The 20,935-nt window shown below is 60.7% G+C and carries 20 protein-coding genes; 9 read left to right on the top strand and 11 right to left on the bottom strand.

What is annotated here, in order from left to right:
* Positions 1–41: 41 nt before the first annotated feature.
* Positions 42–572, top strand: a complete 531-nt coding sequence (locus tag N554_RS0102650) for a gamma carbonic anhydrase family protein (RefSeq protein ID WP_029582056.1) — start codon at positions 42–44, stop codon at positions 570–572.
* Between the two features lie 12 nt (positions 573–584).
* Here N554_RS0102650 and N554_RS40760 read toward each other — a convergent pair whose 3' ends face one another.
* Both N554_RS40760 and N554_RS0102640 read right to left on the bottom strand, forming a co-directional pair.
* Entirely contained in the window at positions 585–752 is a 168-nt protein-coding gene (locus tag N554_RS40760; protein ID WP_197033393.1) for a hypothetical protein, read from the bottom strand.
* Positions 749–970 (bottom strand): hypothetical protein, encoded by a 222-nt coding sequence (locus N554_RS0102640; RefSeq protein WP_029582055.1) that lies wholly within the window; start codon positions 968–970, stop codon positions 749–751. Before N554_RS0102640 ends, N554_RS40760 begins: the two co-directional genes overlap by 4 nt.
* A gap of 114 nt (positions 971–1,084) precedes the next feature.
* On the opposite strand from N554_RS0102640, the gene N554_RS0102635 reads away from it, so the two are divergent.
* The gene (locus N554_RS0102635; RefSeq protein ID WP_029582054.1) at positions 1,085–1,585 is read left to right on the top strand and encodes a hypothetical protein; all 501 of its coding nucleotides are present in this window, start codon (positions 1,085–1,087) and stop codon (positions 1,583–1,585) included.
* 482 nt (positions 1,586–2,067) lie between these two features.
* Positions 2,068–2,214, top strand: a complete 147-nt coding sequence (locus tag N554_RS39515) for a hypothetical protein (protein WP_156041743.1) — start codon at positions 2,068–2,070, stop codon at positions 2,212–2,214.
* Between the two features lie 105 nt (positions 2,215–2,319).
* Here N554_RS39515 and N554_RS0102625 read toward each other — a convergent pair whose 3' ends face one another.
* The 4 genes from N554_RS0102625 to N554_RS0102610 form a co-directional block, all read right to left on the bottom strand.
* Positions 2,320–2,826, bottom strand: a complete 507-nt coding sequence (locus N554_RS0102625) for a hypothetical protein (protein WP_029582053.1) — start codon at positions 2,824–2,826, stop codon at positions 2,320–2,322.
* Between the two features lie 198 nt (positions 2,827–3,024).
* Positions 3,025–3,651 carry a transglutaminase-like cysteine peptidase gene (locus N554_RS0102620; protein ID WP_029582052.1) on the bottom strand — a complete coding sequence of 209 codons (627 nt, stop codon included), beginning with the start codon at positions 3,649–3,651 and terminating at the stop codon, positions 3,025–3,027.
* Positions 3,652–3,981: 330 nt separating this feature from the next.
* Positions 3,982–4,596 (bottom strand): PilZ domain-containing protein, encoded by a 615-nt coding sequence (locus N554_RS0102615; protein ID WP_029582051.1) that lies wholly within the window; start codon positions 4,594–4,596, stop codon positions 3,982–3,984.
* 220 nt (positions 4,597–4,816) lie between these two features.
* Positions 4,817–5,980, bottom strand: coding sequence for an MFS transporter (locus N554_RS0102610; protein WP_029582050.1), 1,164 nt, complete (start codon positions 5,978–5,980; stop codon positions 4,817–4,819).
* A gap of 177 nt (positions 5,981–6,157) precedes the next feature.
* Here N554_RS0102610 and N554_RS0102605 point away from each other — a divergent pair, with 177 nt between their 5' ends.
* On the top strand, positions 6,158–7,309 hold the full coding sequence (locus N554_RS0102605; RefSeq protein ID WP_029582049.1) for a zinc-binding dehydrogenase: 1,152 nt from the start codon (positions 6,158–6,160) through the stop codon (positions 7,307–7,309).
* 30 nt (positions 7,310–7,339) lie between these two features.
* Here the strand turns inward: N554_RS0102605 and N554_RS0102600 are convergent, their stop codons facing one another.
* The 3 genes from N554_RS0102600 to N554_RS0102590 all read right to left on the bottom strand — a co-directional run bounded on the left by N554_RS0102600 (position 7,340) and on the right by N554_RS0102590 (position 11,292).
* Positions 7,340–7,897: a PAS domain-containing protein gene (locus N554_RS0102600; protein WP_029582048.1), complete on the bottom strand. Its 558-nt coding sequence runs from the start codon at positions 7,895–7,897 to the stop codon at positions 7,340–7,342.
* A gap of 364 nt (positions 7,898–8,261) precedes the next feature.
* A complete protein-coding gene (locus tag N554_RS0102595; protein ID WP_036052213.1) occupies positions 8,262–10,895 on the bottom strand; it encodes a hopanoid transporter HpnN in 2,634 nt (877 codons plus the stop codon).
* A gap of 22 nt (positions 10,896–10,917) precedes the next feature.
* Positions 10,918–11,292 (bottom strand): SPW repeat protein, encoded by a 375-nt coding sequence (locus N554_RS0102590; protein ID WP_029582046.1) that lies wholly within the window; start codon positions 11,290–11,292, stop codon positions 10,918–10,920.
* 514 nt (positions 11,293–11,806) lie between these two features.
* On the opposite strand from N554_RS0102590, the gene N554_RS0102580 reads away from it, so the two are divergent.
* The 3 genes from N554_RS0102580 to N554_RS0102570 all read left to right on the top strand — a co-directional run bounded on the left by N554_RS0102580 (position 11,807) and on the right by N554_RS0102570 (position 14,934).
* Positions 11,807–13,351 (top strand): Do family serine endopeptidase, encoded by a 1,545-nt coding sequence (locus N554_RS0102580; RefSeq protein WP_029582045.1) that lies wholly within the window; start codon positions 11,807–11,809, stop codon positions 13,349–13,351.
* A gap of 159 nt (positions 13,352–13,510) precedes the next feature.
* Positions 13,511–14,308 (top strand): rhomboid family intramembrane serine protease, encoded by a 798-nt coding sequence (locus tag N554_RS0102575; RefSeq protein WP_029582044.1) that lies wholly within the window; start codon positions 13,511–13,513, stop codon positions 14,306–14,308.
* Positions 14,309–14,505: 197 nt separating this feature from the next.
* On the top strand, positions 14,506–14,934 hold the full coding sequence (locus N554_RS0102570; protein WP_029582043.1) for a CBS domain-containing protein: 429 nt from the start codon (positions 14,506–14,508) through the stop codon (positions 14,932–14,934).
* A 59-nt stretch (positions 14,935–14,993) separates the two neighbouring features.
* On the opposite strand, the gene N554_RS0102565 is transcribed toward N554_RS0102570, so the two are convergent.
* Positions 14,994–16,028 (bottom strand): patatin-like phospholipase family protein, encoded by a 1,035-nt coding sequence (locus N554_RS0102565; protein ID WP_029582042.1) that lies wholly within the window; start codon positions 16,026–16,028, stop codon positions 14,994–14,996.
* Positions 16,029–16,247: 219 nt separating this feature from the next.
* Here N554_RS0102565 and N554_RS0102560 point away from each other — a divergent pair, with 219 nt between their 5' ends.
* Both N554_RS0102560 and N554_RS0102555 read left to right on the top strand, forming a co-directional pair.
* Positions 16,248–17,300, top strand: a complete 1,053-nt coding sequence (locus tag N554_RS0102560; protein WP_029582041.1) for a hypothetical protein — start codon at positions 16,248–16,250, stop codon at positions 17,298–17,300.
* Positions 17,301–17,513: 213 nt separating this feature from the next.
* Complete coding sequence (locus tag N554_RS0102555; protein WP_029582040.1) at positions 17,514–19,985, top strand: putative bifunctional diguanylate cyclase/phosphodiesterase; 2,472 nt, start codon at positions 17,514–17,516, stop codon at positions 19,983–19,985.
* Between the two features lie 186 nt (positions 19,986–20,171).
* On the opposite strand, the gene N554_RS0102550 is transcribed toward N554_RS0102555, so the two are convergent.
* Positions 20,172–20,735 carry a nitroreductase family protein gene (locus tag N554_RS0102550; RefSeq protein ID WP_029582039.1) on the bottom strand — a complete coding sequence of 188 codons (564 nt, stop codon included), beginning with the start codon at positions 20,733–20,735 and terminating at the stop codon, positions 20,172–20,174.
* Between the last annotated feature and the right edge of the window lie 200 nt (positions 20,736–20,935).

Here is a 20,935-nt window from a genome sequence, read left to right as displayed (position 1 = left end):
CGGCTGTGCCAAAATCTCCGCGAACAGGAGAGTTATAAGGCATGGCGATTTACGAACTTGACGGGCAGGCGCCCGACCTTCCCACCGACGGCAATTACTTTATCGCCGATACCGCCATGGTGATCGGCAAGGTCCGGTTGCGCAATTTTGCGAGCGTGTGGTTCGGCGCGGTGTTGCGCGGCGATAACGAGTGGATCGAGATCGGCGAAAATTCCAATGTGCAGGACAATTCGACCTGCCACACGGATATAGGCTTCCCGCTGATGATCGGGAAGAACTGCACCGTCGGTCACAACGTCATCCTGCACGGCTGCACGCTGGAGGACGACGCGCTTGTCGGCATGGGCTCGATCGTCATGAACGGTGCAAGGATCGGCCGCGGCAGCGTCGTTGGCGCCGGATCGGTGATCACGGAGGGCAAGGTGTTTCCCGAGTATTCGCTGATCATCGGATCGCCGGCGCGGGTGATCCGCACGCTTGATCCCGCGCAGGTCGCCGAGATGGGAAGCGCCGCGAAATTCTATGTCGCTAACGGGTCGCGATTCAAAAAAGGCCTGAAGAAGATCGGCTGACAGCCGAGCATTTCAAGTCCCTTCGGATTCATCAGCTTCGGCCGCGCCGGCAACTCTTTCGTGGCCGGCGGCCCAGAGCGAATGTTCCTCCGTGCCATCCCGGTACGGATTAGCTTCAGCGGGAATGTTCTTTCGCGCCGCGCGCTGGGCTTGATCGAAGGGGTCTGGGTCTGTCGTCATGATGATTTCGTTTTCCTTGATCGGCTCGATCTCTCGGAATTCTGCGAAAATGATGCGCTCTTGCGAAGCGCGTCCTTCAGGTCGACGGGAATGCCGTGCTTTTTGAGCAGATCGGCGAATGCTTCGTCGGCCAGTTCCTGAATGGTCGCCATCCGGTCCCGCGCCAACTGCTTCAGCTTGTCGAAAGTGTCGTCGTCAAAGGCGATCAACTTGCGCACGACCGGACCAACCTCCAGCGTCCAACGGTGCTGGTTCAATAGCAGTCAACGGAAATCGTTCCGGCGCGGAACCGGCGCTGCGTGCTGTCGTTGAATCATAAACGGAGATTCCTGATGACTAAGATATCTTTGACGGCATCGATCGTCGCGATTGGAATTCTTGCCGGACCCATCAGTGCGCTCGCTCAAAGTGGAGGTGGCGCAAGCGGAGGTGGGAGTGCCGGCGGAGGAGCTGCGAGCGGCCCGTCGGGCGGCACCGGTAGCGCCGTGGGCTCGCCGAACGCCGGCTCTGCGGGAGCAGGCACGGCTGGCGTGAGCGGTGTGCCATCGGGCCCGGCCAATGTTGGGGGTCTGAATAACTCCGGCAACGATCCGAGCGGCGCCGGCAATTCCGCGAAGGTGGCTTCGCCACCGCCACCGGGGACCAACAGCGCCGGCGCCGCCAATTCCTCAGGATCGCCTGGCACGAGAGGATCGTCCATGACGACCGGGTCGGCACGGTCGGACGTCGGCGGGACGTCTGCGACCGGGCCGCAGACGGACGGCGATGCCGCGATCGAAACCGAAAACAAAGCCGTCGATCGCAAGCTGAAGAGCATTTGTCGCGGCTGCTAGGGTGCGGGTTCAATGCTTTGCGACCGCAACGGGAATGCCGGCATCCGCCGCCGCACAGGCCCAGCACGGGCCATCATGTCCACGCTATTTCATCGGCTCCCCCGGACCTTTGTCGAGTGGGGGATGTGGACGGGCCAGCCCAATCGTTCCCGGTGGTACATCGCTGCTGGTTTGCCTCATGTCGACACGATGAATCGTCGTAGCGAACGCCGCAATTGCCGCAACCGCAACCGCGGTAGCGAAGATAACCAAAGCCATACGAGTCCGTCGCCGGTTGCTCGAGTTGAGATCGTTGCTCATTGGACAACACCTCGCGAGACCGGAATCAAACGCTGCTCTGTAGAGCCGGTTCCGCTCACGCCCGCGGTCACCTAATCTGATCTCGTCTTGTCGCCGCCGTATGCCGAGATCAGAAACGCCGGTTGCGGAACCGACGGCCTGCACCGGCATTGTCGTGGAAGAACATCCTGCAGGAGGCGGCTATGTCATATTTCTGGCGATCTGCGACAGGCAGGCCGGATCTGGGCCATGGCATGGGGGATCATGATGCCGGATACATTGGTGGCTGGGCGATCAGCGGCCTGATGGCGTTGGCGACGATCCTGCTGTTATGGCTTTTCCAGATTTGACGACGGCCGCGATACGGTCGGCGGCATCATCGCTCAAGACTCTTGCGGGCCGGACAGCGGCCTAGCGACGGGCAAAACGGTTTTCAACAAACTTGTGCTTAACGGTCAGCTCCGCGATTTTGCGGGCTTGCGGAGCGCGCTTTTGGCTGCACGGGACCTGGTTCGGATCGACTTGTTGCGAGCGGGGGGAGATGACTCGGCAGACTGGACACTTGCGAAAGACTGCCGCAGGCCATCGATCGCCTCGGCGAGACCCGAAACCTGTTCCGACAACCGCTTTGTGTCAGCCTGCTGCGCGGCGAGAAGGCGCCTTACGGCTTGCAGTTGGTCCTGAACGATTTGCAACTGGTCGATCGATTCCTGCTGGATAGCTTCCAAGTTCTTTGTTTTCTCGACCAGCTGCTCGGAGGCTTGTGCGGTCCGAGCCTGTAATTGGCGGGCCAATGCGAGGCGCTCTTGTTCAGGGGAAGTGCCGCTGTAAGCCCGCCATAGCGCGATGGAACCAACGCCCAGCACAATGAGAATGAGTATTGCGGCTGCAAGTGCAATCGGTTGCGAGCTGATGCCGCCGATGCCGTTGGTCCTTGTATCTCGAGAGGTCACTTCGATCATGGGATTTCAAAGCCCGTCGGAAAACGAAGGTTCCCGGACTTACCACACCCGCAGATGTGTGACGCAAATAAAACACGTCTGTGGCGGTGCAAAAAAAGTTGCGGCCAGCCTTGGGGAGGGCTGGCCGCGCGCGATCCAGTCTGGGACGGGGAGGGTGGGGATGTGACCGGGTCGCGTGTCTCCGTTATCTCCTAGTGGTTAGTGATCGCGGGCACTGGCGGTAGCGACCGCCGGGCGGCTGTCACCAAGCGAGACCCACACATTCGGATCGCTCTGCGACTGACGCTTGACGAAGCGGTATCCCGTCTCGGTCCAGACCACGACGTTTTCGTTTTGGTTGTCGAGAATGAACTCGCCCTTATCGGTCTTCACCGTCAGCACTGCGTGGCCTTCGCCCTTCTTGTCGCGCACCACGGTGATCAACAGCGCCCCGCGGGGCCAGCCGGCGTCGATCAGCATTTTGCGCTTCAACAGCACGTAGTCCTCGCAGTCGCCGTAACCGTCCGTAGGCAACGACCATTTCTCGACCACGCCCCAATGCTCCATGTCGGTCATCGGCTTGATGGTGTCGTTGACCCAGCGGTTGACCCGCAGCAGATCTCGCCAGGCTGTCTGTGACATCACGATGTCGCGTGGCTGTGACGCGCTGCCGCGGCAATCGCCGGGACTGTCGGCACAGAATTCGACCCAGCCGATTGGCGAGCGCGTGGTGTCGCCAAGGCTCGCATAAAGAACTGGTTTGTCACCGGCACTTGCCGGCCCACTCAATCCCATCAGGATGGCGACGACCGCCAATCCCTTCCCCTGTCCCCCGAAACCAAACATTGTGGCCCCCGTTTCTTGTTGGGACCACGTTTCGCACAAAGGTTTTGCACCGCCGCTAAGTAAGCCAAGTACATTTGAGACGAATACAAGTAAAAGGTAGCGCTAATTCGAGCTATACTTGAATAAAATCCGATTAGAATTTTAGAGAATCACAATTGATTCAAATTTTACGCATTAATGTCTCAGGGCCCGTCAATCCGGCGATTGCGACGGCAAGGGCCTGCCGCGTTTACCCATTGCGTCGGGTCAAAAGATACGAGGGCGGCATCCGACAGATGCGGATACCGCCTTCGCGCTTCAGAAAGATGGGAAAATCGCGGGGAGCGGGCTTTACCGCGCGGTAACGCTGTCTTCGAGCGTCTCGGCCATCTGCGCGTGAACGAACTCGAGCGCAAAGCCTTCTTCGAGGTTGCGCACAACCCGGGCCTGGACCTTGCCGAGCATGACCAGGGATCTCAGCGGCGGCCGGTTTTCCGCGCCGATGGCGGCGCCGGACAGCGACATGTCTATAATCCGGCAGGTCATCTTGGTGCCGTCCTCAAGCGTGAGCAGCGCGATCGGGTTGCGCGGCACGATACGGTCGTGGCGGCGGTCTTCCGGCAGATTGAGAATGTCGCGGTTTGCAAGCCAGGTCAGCTGGGCGGCGAGCTTGTCGCGCTTGCGCGCGGTGGCGCCCACAGTCATGGCGAAACCATTGTCGATAATGCGGGTGATCTTGCCCTCGACCCGACCGATATGATCGAGATAGGCGATCACCCGGTCGCCGACATTGCCGATGCCGGGCGCCAGCAGGGCCAATCCGCCCGGCGACATATTGATGATCTGGCATGGAAATTCGCGCCGGTCCGGCAGCATGTAACGGCCCAGCAAATGAACCTTCACCCTCTGAAAACGGCGTCGCTCTTCGGCGGCCGGAAGGATCGATTTTTTGTTCGCCAACGCCATCTTCGCCACCCGACAGCCGGTCTCTCGGTGTCGTCTGACCCTACGGCGGGCAGGGTTAACGGGTAGTTAGCAGCGGTTGTATGAACTGCAGATCACCGATCCTAGAGCAAGATCCGGAAAAGTGGGTACCGGTTTTCCCTCGCGACAAACGCTAGGCGTTTGCGCGGAGATCATGCTCAAACAAGAAGATAGAGCGGGATGACGGTTCGAAGAAAAGTCATCACGCTCTTGGTGTCGTCGCTGGAATGCGATTGAAGCCCCAGAGAACGAGGGGACAGGCGAGGATCATCAGGGCGCCGAAATCGAATGCGGCGACGGCACTGTCGGTCCATTTGGCGCAGGCGCCGCCGATCACCGGCCCGAGCATCATGCAGACGTAAAAGACGGTGAAGAACACGCCCATGCCGATTGCTCTCGTCTGCGGCTGCAGTACGCGTGCGGGCAGGCTCATGATCGGCCCAGCCGGCTGGCCACAGACCAAGCCGAGCGCGATGATGATGGGCAACACCGCGTCGCTGCGCGGCAGCGCTATCATCAGCATCGCGAATACAATGCAACTCGCGATCAGAATGAACTCTGGCCGCTTGGTGCGATCCGCAAGGAAGCCGCCCAGCGGAACCGAGCCCACCGCCAGCCACAGCACGATGCTAATGGTCGATCCTGCGGCTGCGATTGACCAGCCGCGTTCGACCAGCATCGAAGGCCCGAAGCTGAAGATTATCGCGAAGCCGACATTGAAGAGACCCCAGATCAGACCCGCCGCGATCACGGCGACGCCGGCGTTGCGATCAAGGCGTAGGGTTGTCGTCGTTGACGTGACCCCGGAACCCGCAGGCGATCGGTACCCGATCGCGAGAAGCACGATGCCGCAGCCAATCAACGCGGCAACGCCAAGGTGAACCGCGCCCACGCCATAGGCAGTGCCGATCAACGGCAGGGCCAGCAGCGAGATGGCGACGCCGGCGGGCCAGGAATTGACGAAGATTGCCATCGCGGTTGCAATCTCGCGGCCTGCAAACCAGTCCGTCACCATCTTGGTCAGCTGAACGCTGAGGATCACGCCGCCGGCGCCCGCCACCAGCCGTCCCGCGATCTGGATGCTCCAGGAGGCGGCGAATGCCATCACCGCGCTGCCTACCAGCATCAGCAGCAGGGCTCCAAGTACCGTCGTCTTGTCGCCAAACCGTTGTCCGATGGCGCCGCCCGGCAGGGCCAGCCCAACGCCCGGTGCGAAGTACAGTCCGATCAAAACCCCGATATCGGCGAGGCCAATTCCGAATTCACTGCCCAGCAGCGGTGCGACCGCGGCAACGCTTTGGAACTGGAATGCCATAGTGGCGCGAACCGTAAACAGAACGGCGAGGATGCCCCAGCGATTGCGCAAGCTTCACTCCCATGAGGGTTATTCGCGCAACCCTGGGACCGCGCCTTGTGCCTGTCAATTGCTGCACCAGAATTGCATACGCTAAAGCTGATATTGGCATCTTCGCTCCGTTCACATAGCTTGCCTCCGCCCACGTAACGCCAATCAACAATCGCCGAAGGGCGGGAGGAAACGTTCATGCAACAGATACGCGTATGCACCTACGACGGTCCCGGTGCGCAGCCGGTCATTCGCACCGTGCTGTGGCCTAAAATTTCGAAAAAGGCGGCGCTCATTAAGGTCGGTGCCTGCGGCGTCTGCGGCACCGATCTGCATATCCTTAAAGGTCACTGGCCGAAGCAACTGCCATGGCCGTTCACGCTCGGCCATGAGATCGGCGGCGTGCTGGTCGAGGTGGGTTCGGAATTCACCGAAGATTTCATGAGCAAAAAGCTCGCGGTGGGATCGAAGGTGATGATCCCGCCGCTGATGCCGTGCGGCCATTGCTACTACTGCATTCACTATCCGGAGAGCGCCAACAAGTGCCTGACACCGGTGTATTACGGCCGCTATCTCGGCTTCGACAAGGCGCCGCACCTGTGGGGCGGCTGGGCCGAATATGTCTATGTCGATCTCGAGATGCTGCCCGGCACCAAGATCTACAAGCTGCCCGACGATATGTCGCTGCGGCTCGGCGCATTGTCGGAGCCGCTGACCTCATGCATCCGCGCCTTCAACCGCGCCACGCGCGCCGGCGGATTTACCTGGGGCGACACCGTCGTGATCCAGGGCTCCGGCCCGATTGGAATTTTAGCGGTGGCCGCCGCGCAGGAGATGGGCGCGGGGCGCGTGATCTGCGTCGGCGCGCCGGAGGCACCGCGGCTTAAGCTCGCGCGCAAGTTCGGCGCGGAGGCCACCGTTGATATCGGGCAGGTCACAACGCCGGAAGAACGGATCAGAAAAGTGCGCGACATCGTCGGCGGCTTCGGCGCCGATCTGGTGATGGATTGCTCGGGGCATCCGAGCGCCGGCCCCGAAGGCATCGAAATGCTGCGCGACGGCGGCACCTATGTCGAGATGGGCCAGTTCACCGATGCCGGTTCGATTGAGACGTCGTGGCATCGCATCTGCACCAAAGACCTCAATGTGTTGGGGTCGTGGGGATTCACCGGCAACGATCTGCCGCTCGGCGTCGATATGCTCTATCGCACTCGGGACAAATATCCCTGGCTCGAGATGCAGACGCTATATCCCTTTTCGGAAGAAGGCATCGGCCGCGCGGTCGCCGACGCGATGGCGATGAAGACGGTCAAATCGACCATCGTGCCGTGGCCGGAACTGGCGGAATGATCCAGGATTAGCCGGAAGCTGGATCAGACTCTAGCGCAGGCCTTCATAGACCATCAAGCCGCGCGCGATCGCGAGCTTTCGCAACGCGCGCGGAACGAGCTTCTGCGGCGGATGGGCGAGATAGCGCCACGATGTCAGTTTGAATTCCCGGAGCGGGCGGCGCTTGCTTTCGAATGGTGCAAGCGATCCGGTCAGGCTCAGCGGCGTATGCGGGCGCGTGTTGAAAGGTAGCAGCAGCAATTCCAGATGCGCCGGCGAGCCATCTTCCGACGTCGCGGCAATGCCGGCGACAGCGGGAACCATTTCTTCGGCCACCACGGTGATGATGTCCTCGATTTCGCGGCGGGCGTCGGCGGCGAACAGGGCCGAAAAGCTCCGATCCTTTAGATCGCGGCCGGCTAACGCGCAGACCCGGGTTCCGGCGACGCGAAACGGATAGCCGGCGGCCGTGTCATAAGACAACACGAAGATATCGCCGAGCAGCTCGCGCACGGCGTCGGGCTCGATTTCGCTGCGGTCCGGCGCATGCGCGCCGCCGCGCTTCTTATCCCAGTATGCGAAGAACTCACGGCTTGACGGATGCTTCATACCTCGACCTTGCCCCGGCGACCCGTTTGGCGGGACACACCTGTCCCGCTTTTGCGCACGCCCATGCCCCGGTTTGTTTTGCAAGACAGGCTTTGCAGCGTCCATGCCGCAGGCGCATTTTCCGCACCGTGAGCGCCGCCTTTGTTCCGTTAAGGTTAAATTAACTATGACGTTGGCGCCCCGGGGCGAGCCTGTCAGTGTCCGCGCACTCCGAGTTACACAGGCTGCGTCAAACAGGTCTGGTCGGCGCGCGGGGAGGATGGGATATCGCCCGGGCCATGCGCGAAACGGTCAGCACAAACCGGGGAAGGCTTTCTCAGAGCCTTCCCTTTTGTCTTTGGGCCTCGTGTCCCGGATATTGGCTCTATGCGCCTATTGCGCGGCTTCTCGCAAAATCCGGGCTCGACTCCGAAGCTGCCTTCACTTGCCGCGGTCGCCCCATCAGCACCGGCTGGAACAGCACTGCGGCGGCCATTGTACATATCAGCGCCAGGGCCATCAGCTTGCCCATGCTCGACATGCCGGGATAGCTCGACGCCCACATACTTCCGAACGCAACCGCAGTGGTCATGGCGCTGAATACGACCGCCCTGGTCAGTGTCGATTGCAGCAAGCCGGTTTTTCCGGCGCGCCAGGCCATGATGTAATAGATCTTGAACGCGACGCCGACGCCGAGCAGCAGCGGAAGCGCGATAATGTTTGCGAAATTGAGCGCGAAACCGTCCAGCACGCAAATCTCAAGCGTGACGGCGCCGGCCAGCAGGAGAGGGACGAGCGTCAGGAGCACGTCTGTCACACGTCGCAACACGATAAGGAGCAAAATGGCAATCGCACTGAGAGCCAGAACGCCTGCTTCGACAAAAGCGGTCGTGACGGTTTTCGCGGATTCATAATAGCTGATCGCTGCCCCTGTGGCCGTCGGTTCAGCGCGAAGCACCGCCGTCGCGAATGTTCGCAGCACATTGGTGTCGTTGGGATCGCCCTTCGGCAACGCCTGAACGCGGGCTCTGCCGTCGGGCAATACCCAGTCGCGGACCAAATTCGGCGGCAGCGTCTTGATCGTCACCGCTTGGGGAGCGAGGCTCTTGCGAAGCTGGTCGAGGTCGAAAACCAACGGTGGCACGATCGCAGCTTCTGCTTTGGCCCGGATACCGGCATCTGCGCCTGCGAGACGCCTGAGCAAACCGGCAACATGACGCGCGGATTCTGCGGCCGGACCGGTTTCATTGCCTGCAGCCTTGGAAAGATCTTCCGCTGTACTTTGAATCGCGGCAACAACTTCCTGATCGCTTGGCGCGGGCTGTCCGTCTGTAGGATTGAGGGCGGTGCCAAGGCGTTGCGACGCGCCGTTCAATGCAGCGATTTTCTGGTCTTGATCGGCTGGAACTAGGCTGCTTAGCGTCAAGGTCCGTGAGACTTCGGGGAGTGCAGCCAGACGTTTGGCCGTTTCATCGGCCTTTGCGAGTGACGGCGCCAATATCTCCGCATCGTTACCGCTGGTTTCCGGATCGCCCTGCAATTCACGATAGGTCACGACCGAGGCAGAGTTCGGACTTTGCAGATCGACCGGATTGAAGTCGAACCGCAAATGCCACAACAGCGGTGTAGCGGCCAGAACGACGAGAATCGTGCCGGCGATCACTGCAATACGATGGCGCTGAAGGAAATCGTCCAGCGGCGCGAGGCTTCGGAAGCCGACTGGCGCGGGCTCGCCCGGAGGATTGAGCAATGCCAGCATTGCCGGTACCAGCGTGATGCTGCAGAGGAATGCGACCAGCATACCGCAACCGGCAATCAGCCCCAGTTCCGAAAGGCCGCGATAGCTGGTCGGCAGAAACGCGAAGAACGCCACGGTCGTGGCCGCGGCCGCCAATGCGAGCGGATTTCCCGCCTTCCGCGCGGCCCATCGCAGGGCCTCGCGCAAGTCAGGGTGTTCATGCCGTTCGGCGCGATAGCGCACGCTGTATTGAATCCCGAAGTCGACTCCGAGACCCACAAACAGCACGAAGAATGCGATTGAGATCAAATTGAAAGAGCCGACGATGGCGAGACCGATCGCGGCCGTCGCCGCGAGCCCAACCATCAGGCTGAAGAAGACCGCGGTGATGATTTTCCAGGAGCGAAGCGCCAGCCAGAGAATGATCAGGACGCCGAGCACTGCCGTCAAGGTGTCGCGCAAGGCGCTATTTTTGATAACCGAGAATTGGTCGTCATTCATCGGCACCTCCCCGGTCAGATCGACCCTCGCGCCGAACATATTTTGCAAGTCTAGATCGGCGGCCGCCTGGCGAATCCCTTCCTCCGCCCTCCGTCCGGGCTGAAGCTCCGCAAAATCGAGCACGGGCTGGACTTCGATGAAGTGCCGCAGCTGGTTGGCCGGCAGCGGGTGGCCTTGCAGCAGTTCCTGCCAGGAAAATGTCGCCGGCTTGCCGGCCAGAACGTCACTTAACGTTTGATCTGCCAATGAGAGAGGCCATGCAAGCTGGTCCAGCTTGATCCTGCGAGCCTGCACTCCCTCGGCTCCAAACGAGAGTGCGGTCATAACCCCACGGAGGCTCGGATCGCCGGCGAGGGTGGAGATCAGCAGCTGGGCTTTCGTTAGCCCTTCGACGGTTTTTTGGACCTCGGCTGGAGCGGAAAACAATAATCCGTTGCGTTCGAAAAAATCACCGCTCTCGGGCTGCACCACCCTGGGAAACAAATTCGGGTTCTTTGAGAGGCTCTGTGCCAGCTGATTGGTTGCCAGTTCGGCATTCTCGGCTGTCGGCGCTCTGACGACGACTGATATCCCTTTTTGGGGAAAAGCCGCAGACAATTCGATTTGACGCTGATGCCAGGGGAGATTCGGGGAAATCAATCCCTGGATATCCGTATTGATGGAGAATTTTGCGACGTCGAAGACGGCGGCTCCGAGCATCAGTAGTGTGCCGACAATAACGACCGTCCACCGGTAGCGGGCGCAGAAATCGACAAGTCGAACAATCGCTGAATTAATCATCAAGGCGGCGCCCTTCGACTTGCTAGCGCGGGGGCGGATTCAAACCATATCGGGGCTCATACTTTACCAACCACAATTCAAGGGCTGCGACGAACGCAACCATTGCGCCGAGCCCAATGCTAACGTGCATCGCCGTGCTGTGCATAAACCCCAATGCCCACGGCGATACCATCAACCAGAGCCCAAGCATGAGATTGAGCCATTCCTCCCAATCCGAAAACGCGACGATTGCCGCGATCGAAATCGCGACCACCGCGGCGCCGCTGGCCCAAAGGTCAATGCGTGCCGCTTCGTTAGCGTACGCAAGAAGCCACGGTGACACAAAAAGGAAAAGTCCGAACGACCCGGTATAGACATCGAGCGCGCATTCGCGGCGCCATTTCTTGTCAGTTCTCATTTCCCCTCCAGATAAGCGATTTGTTTGAGCCGACAACGCCGGCGGCGGACGTCATGCCGATCGTGGAGCGGGCGCTGCAGTTCCTGCATGGGCTCAGCAATGAAGTTTCCTGGCGGTTGGTCGAGCCGGCCCGTTGATCAAAATCGCAAGCGAGAGAATATTTTCTTTAAAGGCGCCGATATCGTGGATCGACCCGCGTGCCCTTATACAGATCATCAATTTCATCGCGTTTCATAAGTCCCACTCACGGACTTTTTACCTGGTGGCTGGTCGGCCCGGCAACGACTTTAGGTCTGGCCGCTTGCCGGCCGTGCTTGCAGCGGACGGAGGCCTGTCAACGAATCCGTAGTCGACGGCATACTTCGGCTCACCAAGAGTTTTCGTTAGCCGCGCGACCGCGACTCTTCGCCGTTCTTGTTCTTTCGAAAGATTAATCCGACGAACAGAGCCCCGTAAGGTGCGCTCTCTATGTTTGATCGAGAGATTTCTTTCGCTCATCATCGGAGATGCTGTCATGAACGATCAATTAAACGAGCCAGATCGCGCGCCACGAAAAATCCTGAGGCCACGCCGCCTCGCACTGCTTGCTTCGGTTGCGGGTCTTAGTATGGCCGTGCTCGTCGTCGGGCCGGGCGGTTACCGGCCGCTAAATCTTCCGGCATGGACTGCGTCGGCACAGGCGGCTGAAACGGCTCAGGCTCCTGCAGGGTTCGGTGACCTCGTCGCAAAGGTCAAGCCAGCGGTGATATCGGTCCGCGTCAAAATCGACGACGACGGCGTTAACACAGCGGTTTCCCAGCGCGACAGCGATGGGACGGATCCTGATCAATCCGGTTCACCGTTCGGCCAGTTTTTTTGGAGGCAATTCGGTTTCGGTAGCCCGAACACCGTACCGCATCGCCATCAGGTTATCACCGGCGAAGGTTCAGGCTTTTTCATCTCGCCGGATGGCTACGCAGTTACAAACAACCACGTCGTCGACCATGCCAACTCCGTACAGGTTACGGCTGACGATGGCACGATCTATACAGCCAAGGTTGTCGGCACCGACCAGAAGACCGATCTCGCGCTGATCAAGGTCGACGGCAAGAAGGACTTTCCTTACGTGAAGTTCGCGGACCAGCCGCCGCGCATCGGTGATTGGGTGGTCGCTGTCGGCAATCCTTTCGGTCTCGGCGGCACCGTCACCGCTGGAATCATTTCCGCGCGCGGACGCGATATCGGCGCTGGCCCGTATGACGACTACATCCAGATCGACGCGCCCATCAACAAGGGCAATTCCGGCGGTCCGGCTTTCGATATGAACGGCAATCTGATCGGCGTGAACACCGCGATTTTCTCACCGTCCGGCGGCTCGGTCGGAATCGGCTTCGACGTTCCTGCCAGCACGGCGAAACTCGTCGTCGCTCAACTCAAGGACAAGGGCTACATCACACGCGGCTGGCTCGGCGTTCAAGTGCAGCCGGTCACGGCTGACATCGCCGACAGCCTCGGCATGAAGCAGGCCAGAGGTGCAATGGTCGATAATCCACAGGACGGCAGTCCGGCGGCCAAGGCGGGGATCGAGGCGGGTGACGTCATTACCGCCGTCAACGGTGCGGCTGTGAAGGACTCGCGCGATCTGGCCCGTACCATCAGCATGATGGCGCCGGGAACTTCGGTGAAACTCGATGTGCTGCACAAGGGCGAAGCCAAGTCGACGACGCTGACCCTGGCCGAAATGCCGAATGAGCATCAAGCAAACGCGGGCGATGCGCAGCCGAAAGCCGCGGCAGGCGCTCCCCATCTGGGACTCGGTCTTGCGCCTGCGGGCGACGTCGAAGGTGCAGGCCAAAAGGGCGTCGTAGTGACTTCAGTCGATCCGGAAGGACCTGCTGCGGAGCACGGCTTGCAGACCGGAGACATTATCCTCAACGTCGGCGGCAAAGCGGTCGCAAACGCTGGTGACGTACGGTCGGCGCTGAGGGAGGCCAATAGCAATGGCAAGCACAGTGTCCTGATACAAGTGAAGACAGCCGATGCGACGCGGTTCGTCGCGGTGCCGCTGGCGAAAGGATGATCTGCCTCGCTGGTGAAGCAGGTCAGCTGAGACAGGAAAAGGCAGGTCGGAAGTCTGCCTTTTTCTGCAGCCTGCCGCGATCTCGTCTTGCACAGCACGGCCAAGCCGCCTATTTGGGCCGATCACCCGCGTGAGCCGCTCGCTTTAGGTCTTGAGCCCTTGGAATCCCCGCCAGAATTGCCGCAGGTTAGCCCGCAGGACGTAGCGCGCGAACCGATCCTGACGCTGCCCGGCGCCTTGACCGCCTATGTCTTGCTGCTTGCGGTCATTCACCTGCACGTGCTGCTGCCGCCGGAACTGGAAAACTGGACGATTGACGCGTTCGGATTCATTCCAAAGCGCTACGATTCAACGCTACTGGCGATCAATTTCCCCGGCGGTGCCGGCGCCAAGGTGTGGACCTTTGTGAGCTATTCGCTGCTGCACGCTAATCTCAGCCATATCGGTTTCAACGTGCTGTGGCTGTTGCCGTTCGGCAGCGCCCTGGCGCGCCGGTTCGGCGCGACCAGATTTTTCGTGTTCATGGCGGTGACGGCCGCAGCTGGCGCGCTGGCGCATCTTGTCACTCATGAGCACGCGGTGGCGCCGATGATCGGCGCTTCCGCCTCGGTGTCAGGCACGATGGCGGCTGCGATCCGGTTCGCCTTCGTAAAGGGCAGCTTTTTGTCGTTCAGCCGCGGCGATGCCGATGCCGCCGCGCGAGTGCCGGCGCTGTCGCTGATGCGTGCGTTGCGCGATCCGCGCGTGCTGGGTTTTCTTGCGGTCTGGTTCGGCGTCAACATTATCTTCGGCATCGGATCGATCGCGATCGGCGCAGACGGCGCCAGCGTCGCCTGGCAGGCGCATATCGGCGGATTTTTCGCCGGCCTGGTGTTGTTTTCGCTGTTCGATCCGGTCCCGCGCGCCGTCGGCAATGCTGCGGATGCGTCATCGCCCGACGTATCGAATCGCGGTTGATCGCCGCTTGCGGCGCAAGGCGATTTCATCCATCATCGGCCGCACGGTGAGGCAAGGTACCAGCCTATGAGCGTGCGCGATATCCACGCTTGCCGAATGCGCCTGCAACGAAATCGGCGCCGAACTGTTGATTGAAGACTCAAGGAAATAAAGATCGCGTTCGTTCAAGAAGCGCGATCGGCTTCAGGGAGACGACAATGACGGTACGTGCAATTCTTGATTCCAAAGGCCATCAGATTCAGAGCGTCGAGCCGGCTGTAAAGCTCTCGGCTGCGATCCAGATTCTGTGCGAGCGTAAGATCGGAGCCGTACTGGTGATGAGCGAGGGTGAAATCGAAGGCATCCTGTCGGAGCGCGACATTGTGCGCGTGCTCGGAGAACGCGGTGCGGCCGTGCTGGACGAACCCGTCAGCGCGGCGATGACGCGCAAGGTTGTCAGCTGCAAGCAGTCCGACACCGTCGGCGCGATCATGGAAACGATGACATCAGGAAAATTCAGGCATCTGCCGGTGGTCGAGGACGGCAGGGTTGTCGGCCTTATTTCGATCGGGGACATCGTCAAGTGGCGCGTCATGGAATACGAGATGGAACAGGAAGCGCTGCGGGAATATATCAAGACGGCCTGACCTTGCACGCGAACAAAACAAGCCAAGTACCGGCAGAGCAGGGGTTTTCCCCCCGCCGATCAGGGCATCTTGTCGACCGCTGCGTCCGGTTCGCCTGACACGGGCGCGAGGACATGGACCGCTTCCTGGATGGAGTCGATGGCGCGCTCGGCGACGCGCGCGCCATGCGCGATCAGATCGTCGGCGCGGTGGAAATCGAACCAGCCGATTTGACCGACACGGGGCGAGATCAATAGGTCAGGTGGATCACCGGCCAGTCGGGCGCGGGTGATGCGGTCTTGCATGATGTTGAAGGCATCGACCATGACGCTGGAAATGCCCGGCCGTGCCGCGCTGCCGAAAAACTCGCGCTTCATGGTGCGCTCGGCGGAAAAGAACTTACCGAGGCCCCGTTTCGGCGGCGCTTGATCGCTCACGGCCTCCGGCGGTTCGGCCGGCGCGCCGTGGGAGTAAATCGTCATACTGTGGGTAAACACGTCGCTTGAGACGTTGGCGGCGATCACGATTTCCGCCCCGAGTGCGCGTGCCGCCGACACCGGCACCGGATTGACCAGCGCGCCGTCGACCAGCCAGCGATCGCCCACCAGCACCGGCGAAAATATCCCGGGCAGCGCATAGGAGGCGCGCATCGCATCGACCACGCGGCCATGCGTCAGCCAGATCTCATGGCCGGTGCGGATTTCGGTGGCAACGGTCGCAAATTTCAGCGGCAAGTCGTCGATCAGAACGTCGCCAATTGCATTTTCTAACTGCGCAGCGAGCTTGTCGCCACCGATCAGGCCTGAGCCGTTGAGGCGGATATCGAGGTAGCCGAGAATATTTCTCCGCTGCAGGCTGCGCGCCCATTCCTCGAGCGTATCGAGATGGCCAGACGCATAGGCGCCGCCGACCACCGCACCGATCGAGGTGCCGACTACCACATTGGGAAAGATGCCGTGGGCGATCAACGTCCGGACGATGCCGATATGCGCAAATCCGCGCGCCGCGCCGCCGCCCAACGCCAGCCCGATCACCGGCCGCCGGATGCTGCCGAGCCCCACTTTATCGCGGCCGTTGGAACCGTTAGGGCCGCGTCCAATCAAACTGTCCAGCACCTGATATCTCCTGATAGCGCAAGACTATGCGCTACCGCTTGGCCCCGCCAGAATGTACCACAGGCATGGTTTATGCCGCGGCTAGGATGGGGCTAGGCAGGGATTGTGACTGGAGCGCGACCTTGAGAATAAACATCCCGGTTTGTTGCCGGTTCCGGGGTTACCTGTGGCAGGCCCGCAGGCTTGAATTTGCCGCGTTTTCAGTGAAAAGCATGCGCCATGACATCACGGGCTAACGGCATCGGTCGATCCGGGCAGGGCGGGCGCCTGCCGTCGGCGCTTACGCTCGCGGTAATGCTGGTCTCGGTGATTCCGGCTTCCGTCTCGGCTCAGATGTTCTCGGACCGTCCGCCGCCGGTGCCTCCTGCAGCGGTTCCGGAACCTTCGGCGCCGGCGATGAATCTGGCTCCGCCCTCCGGTCCTGGCTCGGTACCCAGTCTGCCCGCGCCGGTGGCGCAACCTTCCACCGCTACCGTGCCGCCGGTTGCCCCGCCTCCCGGGGCCCCAGGCCCCGGCCAGGCGGTGCTGTCGCTGACGGCGCGCTTTGGCAAAGACCTGCCGGTCATTACCGGCGGACTGGTGTGGCGGGTTTTTTCGGACCGGCCGGACGAGACCGGTACATTCAAATTGATCCGCGAGGACCGCGGCGCAACGCCGAACATCGTGCTGCCGCCGGGCAGCTATGTCGTCCATGTGGCCCTTGGACTGGTCAGCGCGGTGCGGGCGGTGACCCTGAAATCCGAGACCGACCGCGAATCCTTCCTGCTTCCGGCGGGCGGCCTGCGCATCGAGGGCCGCGTCGGCACCAGCCGGATTCCCCCAAACCAGATTTCGTTCGCGATCTACAAGGGCAGTCAGTTTGAAGGTGGCGACCGCGCCTCGTTGGTGCCGAACGTTGCCGCCGGCGACGTCGCGCTGCTGCCGGACGGCACCTACTACATCATTTCAAACTACGGCGACGCCAATTCCGTCGTGCGTTCGGATATCCGCGTTCAGGCCGGCAAGCTGACCGACGTCGTCATTACCCATCGCGCCGCCGTCATCACGCTCAAGCTGGTCAGCGACAGGGGCGGCGAAGCCCTGGCGAACACTGCGTGGTCGGTAATTACGCCGGGTGGCGACGTCATCAAGGAATCGATCGGCGCGTTCCCCCGCGTCGTACTGTCCGAAGGCGAATATCGCGCCATCGCCAAGAACGAGGGCAAGATGTACGAGCGTCCCTTCAACGTCGTCAACGGCGTCGATGGCGAGGTCGAGGTTGTCGCGCGTTAGGGCAGTTTCTCGTGGTGGGCGCTTCGTGACATGGCCAAGAGGCCGCTCCAGCTTCCACGACTGTCATAGTCCCTAACCCGCACTAACCATCGAATGACTTAAACGCTGATACTAGCCGGTTCGGCTCAATCGTCCCCGCAATTTTTACATCACCTTAAGTTTAACCGCATGGGATGAGGCGGTGTAAGCGCGTTTGCGCATAGTGGGAAAGCTATGATTGCCGCCAAAAACTCCACCGGGAAACTCAATACCGAAATGTTCGATGACGTCCCGGTTCTGCAGCGCAAGTGGCACGCCGCGCTGCAGCCGGGCGCAAGGCTTCCGCGCTATGAAGAGGTGATGCTGGGCAGCCTCGGCCGGTTGGCGGATCATATCGTTCTGCTGAAGAGCAACAATGAACAGCTTGAAGTGTCGCGCAGCGGCCGTTACGTACAGAAATGGCTGGGCGACGACCGTTGGGACATTCCCATCACCGCGCTGCCACCCGATTGCGCAACCGCACTCTGCGAAGCCGCGACCAGCGCGCTTCGGAACTGCCGTCCCTATCTCGCCGCCGCACACTGCGTGCGCGATGGTGTGGTCCAGACCTACGACATCCTCGCGCTCCCGACGCTCTCACGTTGGGGCGGTACGCTGATTGGAACCTACGTCAACGAGCGGGGACTGCAGTACAATTTACTCGAGGCGATTTTTTCCACCACCGACGAAGGCGTGTTGTCGCTTGCGACGATTCGCGATTCCCGCGGCGAGCCGTTCGATTTCCAGATCGTCCACCATAACGAAGGCGCATCACGGCTCCTTAAATTGCCGTCAACCGAATTGCTGTGGCGCCGGCTCAGCACGGGAGGAAATCTACTGTGCTCGCCGGAGGTGATCGGACGACTATTCGCTGTCATCAAGAGCGGCAGCCGCGATCAGTTCGAGATCGACAGCGATCATCGCAACTTGAAGCTGGGCGCGACGGCATTCGGAGACATTCTTTCGTTGACGGTCTCCGATGTTACAGCTCTCAGGAGACGTGAAGCCTCGTTTCGCCTGCTGTTCGACAACAATCCGATGCCGATGTGGGTGTTCGATGCGCAGACGACGGGGTTCCTGAACGTCAATGACGCGGCGGTACAGCATTATGGCTACAGCCGCGCGACGTTTTTGCGCATGAAACTTCAGGAGATCTGGCCGCAGGATGAATGGGTCACCCATACCGAGGCGCTGCAGCAGATCGGCGATACCTATCATTCCACCCGCAACTGGCGCCATCTCAAGGCCGATGGCGGCGAGATCGAGGTGCTGACGTTTGGACGCCGCGTCACGTTCGAGGGTCGCGACGGTTTTCTCGTGGCGGTTGTCGATATCACCGAACGGCGCAAGGCGGAGGCCCGGATCGCCCATATGGCCCACCATGATGGCCTGACCAATCTGCCGAACCGCGAACTTTATCAGGAACGCCTCAAGCAGGCGCTGGAGCAGAGCGAACCCGGAAACAAGCGCGTGGCGGTGCTGTGCGTCGATCTCGACCTGTTCAAGAAGGTCAATGATTCATTCGGTCACCCCATGGGCGATCGCTTGTTGAAATTGGTGGCCGAGCGGTTGAGATCGGAAGTCAGAGGCAACAATCTCGTTGCGCGGCTCGGCGGCGACGAGTTTGCGATTATCCTCGCCTCCGATGTCTCGCCGAAGGAGGCGAGCGATTATGCCGCCCGCGTGATCAAGATATTGAGCGCCTGTTATGACATCGACGGCATCGAGGTTGTGGTTGGCGCCAGTATCGGCATTGCACTTTCGCCTGGCGACGGCGCGAGCAGCGAGGAGCTGATGCGCAATGCCGACATGGCGCTGTACCGGGCCAAATCTGACGGCGGCGGCGTTCATCGGTTCTTCGAGAGGGAAATGGACCGGCAGGCGCAAAAACGCCGCGACATGGAGATTGACCTGCGTCGCGCCTTCGCGAACGGCGAATTTGAACTTCATTATCAGCCGCTGGTGAATATCGCCGCCGACCGAATCAGCGGCTTTGAATCGCTGCTGCGCTGGCGGCATCCCGAAAAGGGCATGATCTCACCTGCGGACTTCGTCCCGGTTGCCGAAGACATCGGACTGATCGTCGCGCTGGGCGAGTGGGTGTTGCGGGAAGCCTGCACCGAGGCGGCAAAATGGCCCGCCGAGATCAGGGTCGCCGTCAACCTGTCGCCGGTACAGTTTCGCAGCCGCAACCTGGTTCAGGTGGTGATCTCGGCATTGGCGCAATCCAGGTTGTCGCCAACGCGGCTCGAGCTTGAAATTACCGAATCGCTTTTCTTGGCCGAAACCGAGGCCAATCTGGCAATCCTGCATCAGTTGCGCGAACTCGGCGTCAGCATTTCGATGGACGATTTCGGCACCGGATATTCCAGCCTCAGCTATCTCAGAAGCTTTCCGTTCGACAAGATCAAGATCGATCGCTCGTTTGTGAACGATCTTACGCGGCGGAGCGATTGCGTTGCGATCGTGAGGGCGATTTCCGGCCTTGGTCGCAGTCTCAGCATCACCACGACGGCCGAAGGCGTGGAGACGATCGACCAGCTCGACTGGCTGCGCGCCGAAGGCTGCAACGAAGCGCAAGGCTACCTGTTCAGTGCGGCCCGGCCCGCCAACGAGATCGAACAGCTGCTGTCCAGATTTGGTCGGCGCGCATCGAAGGCGGCGTGAGCGATTGAGCATGCCTCGATGCCAGCTCCCGACTTGATCGGAAATGATCCGGGCGTCTATCCTTCTTCAGTATTCATCCTTCTTCAAATGAGTCTTCCTTCAGTGAAGGACGGATTGCCGGGAGCGCAGACAAGTTTACGTAGTCTGCGCAAGGCAGACTGCTATGCCCGGCAATGACGACACCGTCTAAAACCGGGTCACGATATCCGCGAGCGCCGGGCGCGGGCGGTCTTGGCTGGCCTTCGACGGCCTGCCGATATGGATGAGGCCGACGAGCTTTTCGTCCGCTTTCAATCCGAGCCCATCGAGCACGTCGCGGTCAAACGCGAACCAGCCGGTCAGCCAGCACGCGCCGTAGCCGAGCGCCGTCGCAGCAGTCACGATGTTCATGGCGCTGGCGCCCGCGGACAATTCCTGCTCCCACGGCGGCACCTTGGGATGCGGCTTGGTGAAACTGACCACCCCAATCACCAGCGGCGCATCCGTTAATCGCCGCTTCTCGATTTCGATATCGGCTGCCGGCGCGGACGGATTCTTCAGCGTGAACACCTTTGCGATGACCTCGCCGGCGCGAACGCGCGCGTCGCCTTCGAATACGATAAAGCGCCACGGCGTCAGCTTGCCGTGATCGGGGACCCGCGCGCCAATGGTCAGGATAGTTTCGAGTTCGGCAGGCGAGGGGCCGGGGCCGCTCATCTCGCGCGGTTTTACCGAGCGGCGCATTTTCAGGAGTTCGATGGCGTCTTGCATCCGGATCGCAGTCAAATGATTGTGCTGATCCCTGATATCGGAAGATCCACAGTGATAACAAGGCCAGGTCGGTTATTAAGCTTCTAAAAGCTGGCGTCACGAGACGTCGCTCGTGTCTGATGCAAAGCCGGGTCGGGTCGCCGCTATCGGCTGGTCATCCGGGTGCTCTGACGTGGTGTCGCGGGGGTGGTCTAAGCCTG

Origin of the sequence: Bradyrhizobium sp. URHD0069 (genome assembly GCF_000701345.1) — a bacterium.
Classification (GTDB): Bacteria; Pseudomonadota; Alphaproteobacteria; order Rhizobiales; family Xanthobacteraceae; genus Bradyrhizobium.
The sequence above is the reverse complement of the archived record's forward strand: the minus strand, read 5'-3'. Positions and strand labels throughout refer to the sequence as shown.

Coding starts and splice junctions, on each gene's coding strand:
- N554_RS0102650 (WP_029582056.1), top strand. CDS start 42: ATGGCGATTTACGAACTTGACGGGCAGGCGCCCGACCTTCCCACCGAC.
- N554_RS40760 (WP_197033393.1), bottom strand. CDS start 752: ATGACGACAGACCCAGACCCCTTCGATCAAGCCCAGCGCGCGGCGCGA.
- N554_RS0102635 (WP_029582054.1), top strand. CDS start 1,085: ATGACTAAGATATCTTTGACGGCATCGATCGTCGCGATTGGAATTCTT.
- N554_RS39515 (WP_156041743.1), top strand. CDS start 2,068: ATGTCATATTTCTGGCGATCTGCGACAGGCAGGCCGGATCTGGGCCAT.
- N554_RS0102625 (WP_029582053.1), bottom strand. CDS start 2,826: ATGATCGAAGTGACCTCTCGAGATACAAGGACCAACGGCATCGGCGGC.
- N554_RS0102620 (WP_029582052.1), bottom strand. CDS start 3,651: ATGTTTGGTTTCGGGGGACAGGGGAAGGGATTGGCGGTCGTCGCCATC.
- N554_RS0102615 (WP_029582051.1), bottom strand. CDS start 4,596: ATGGCGTTGGCGAACAAAAAATCGATCCTTCCGGCCGCCGAAGAGCGA.
- N554_RS0102605 (WP_029582049.1), top strand. CDS start 6,158: ATGCAACAGATACGCGTATGCACCTACGACGGTCCCGGTGCGCAGCCG.
- N554_RS0102600 (WP_029582048.1), bottom strand. CDS start 7,897: ATGAAGCATCCGTCAAGCCGTGAGTTCTTCGCATACTGGGATAAGAAG.
- N554_RS0102595 (WP_036052213.1), bottom strand. CDS start 10,895: ATGATTAATTCAGCGATTGTTCGACTTGTCGATTTCTGCGCCCGCTAC.
- N554_RS0102590 (WP_029582046.1), bottom strand. CDS start 11,292: ATGAGAACTGACAAGAAATGGCGCCGCGAATGCGCGCTCGATGTCTAT.
- N554_RS0102580 (WP_029582045.1), top strand. CDS start 11,807: ATGAACGATCAATTAAACGAGCCAGATCGCGCGCCACGAAAAATCCTG.
- N554_RS0102570 (WP_029582043.1), top strand. CDS start 14,506: ATGACGGTACGTGCAATTCTTGATTCCAAAGGCCATCAGATTCAGAGC.
- N554_RS0102560 (WP_029582041.1), top strand. CDS start 16,248: ATGACATCACGGGCTAACGGCATCGGTCGATCCGGGCAGGGCGGGCGC.
- N554_RS0102555 (WP_029582040.1), top strand. CDS start 17,514: ATGATTGCCGCCAAAAACTCCACCGGGAAACTCAATACCGAAATGTTC.
- N554_RS0102550 (WP_029582039.1), bottom strand. CDS start 20,735: ATGCAAGACGCCATCGAACTCCTGAAAATGCGCCGCTCGGTAAAACCG.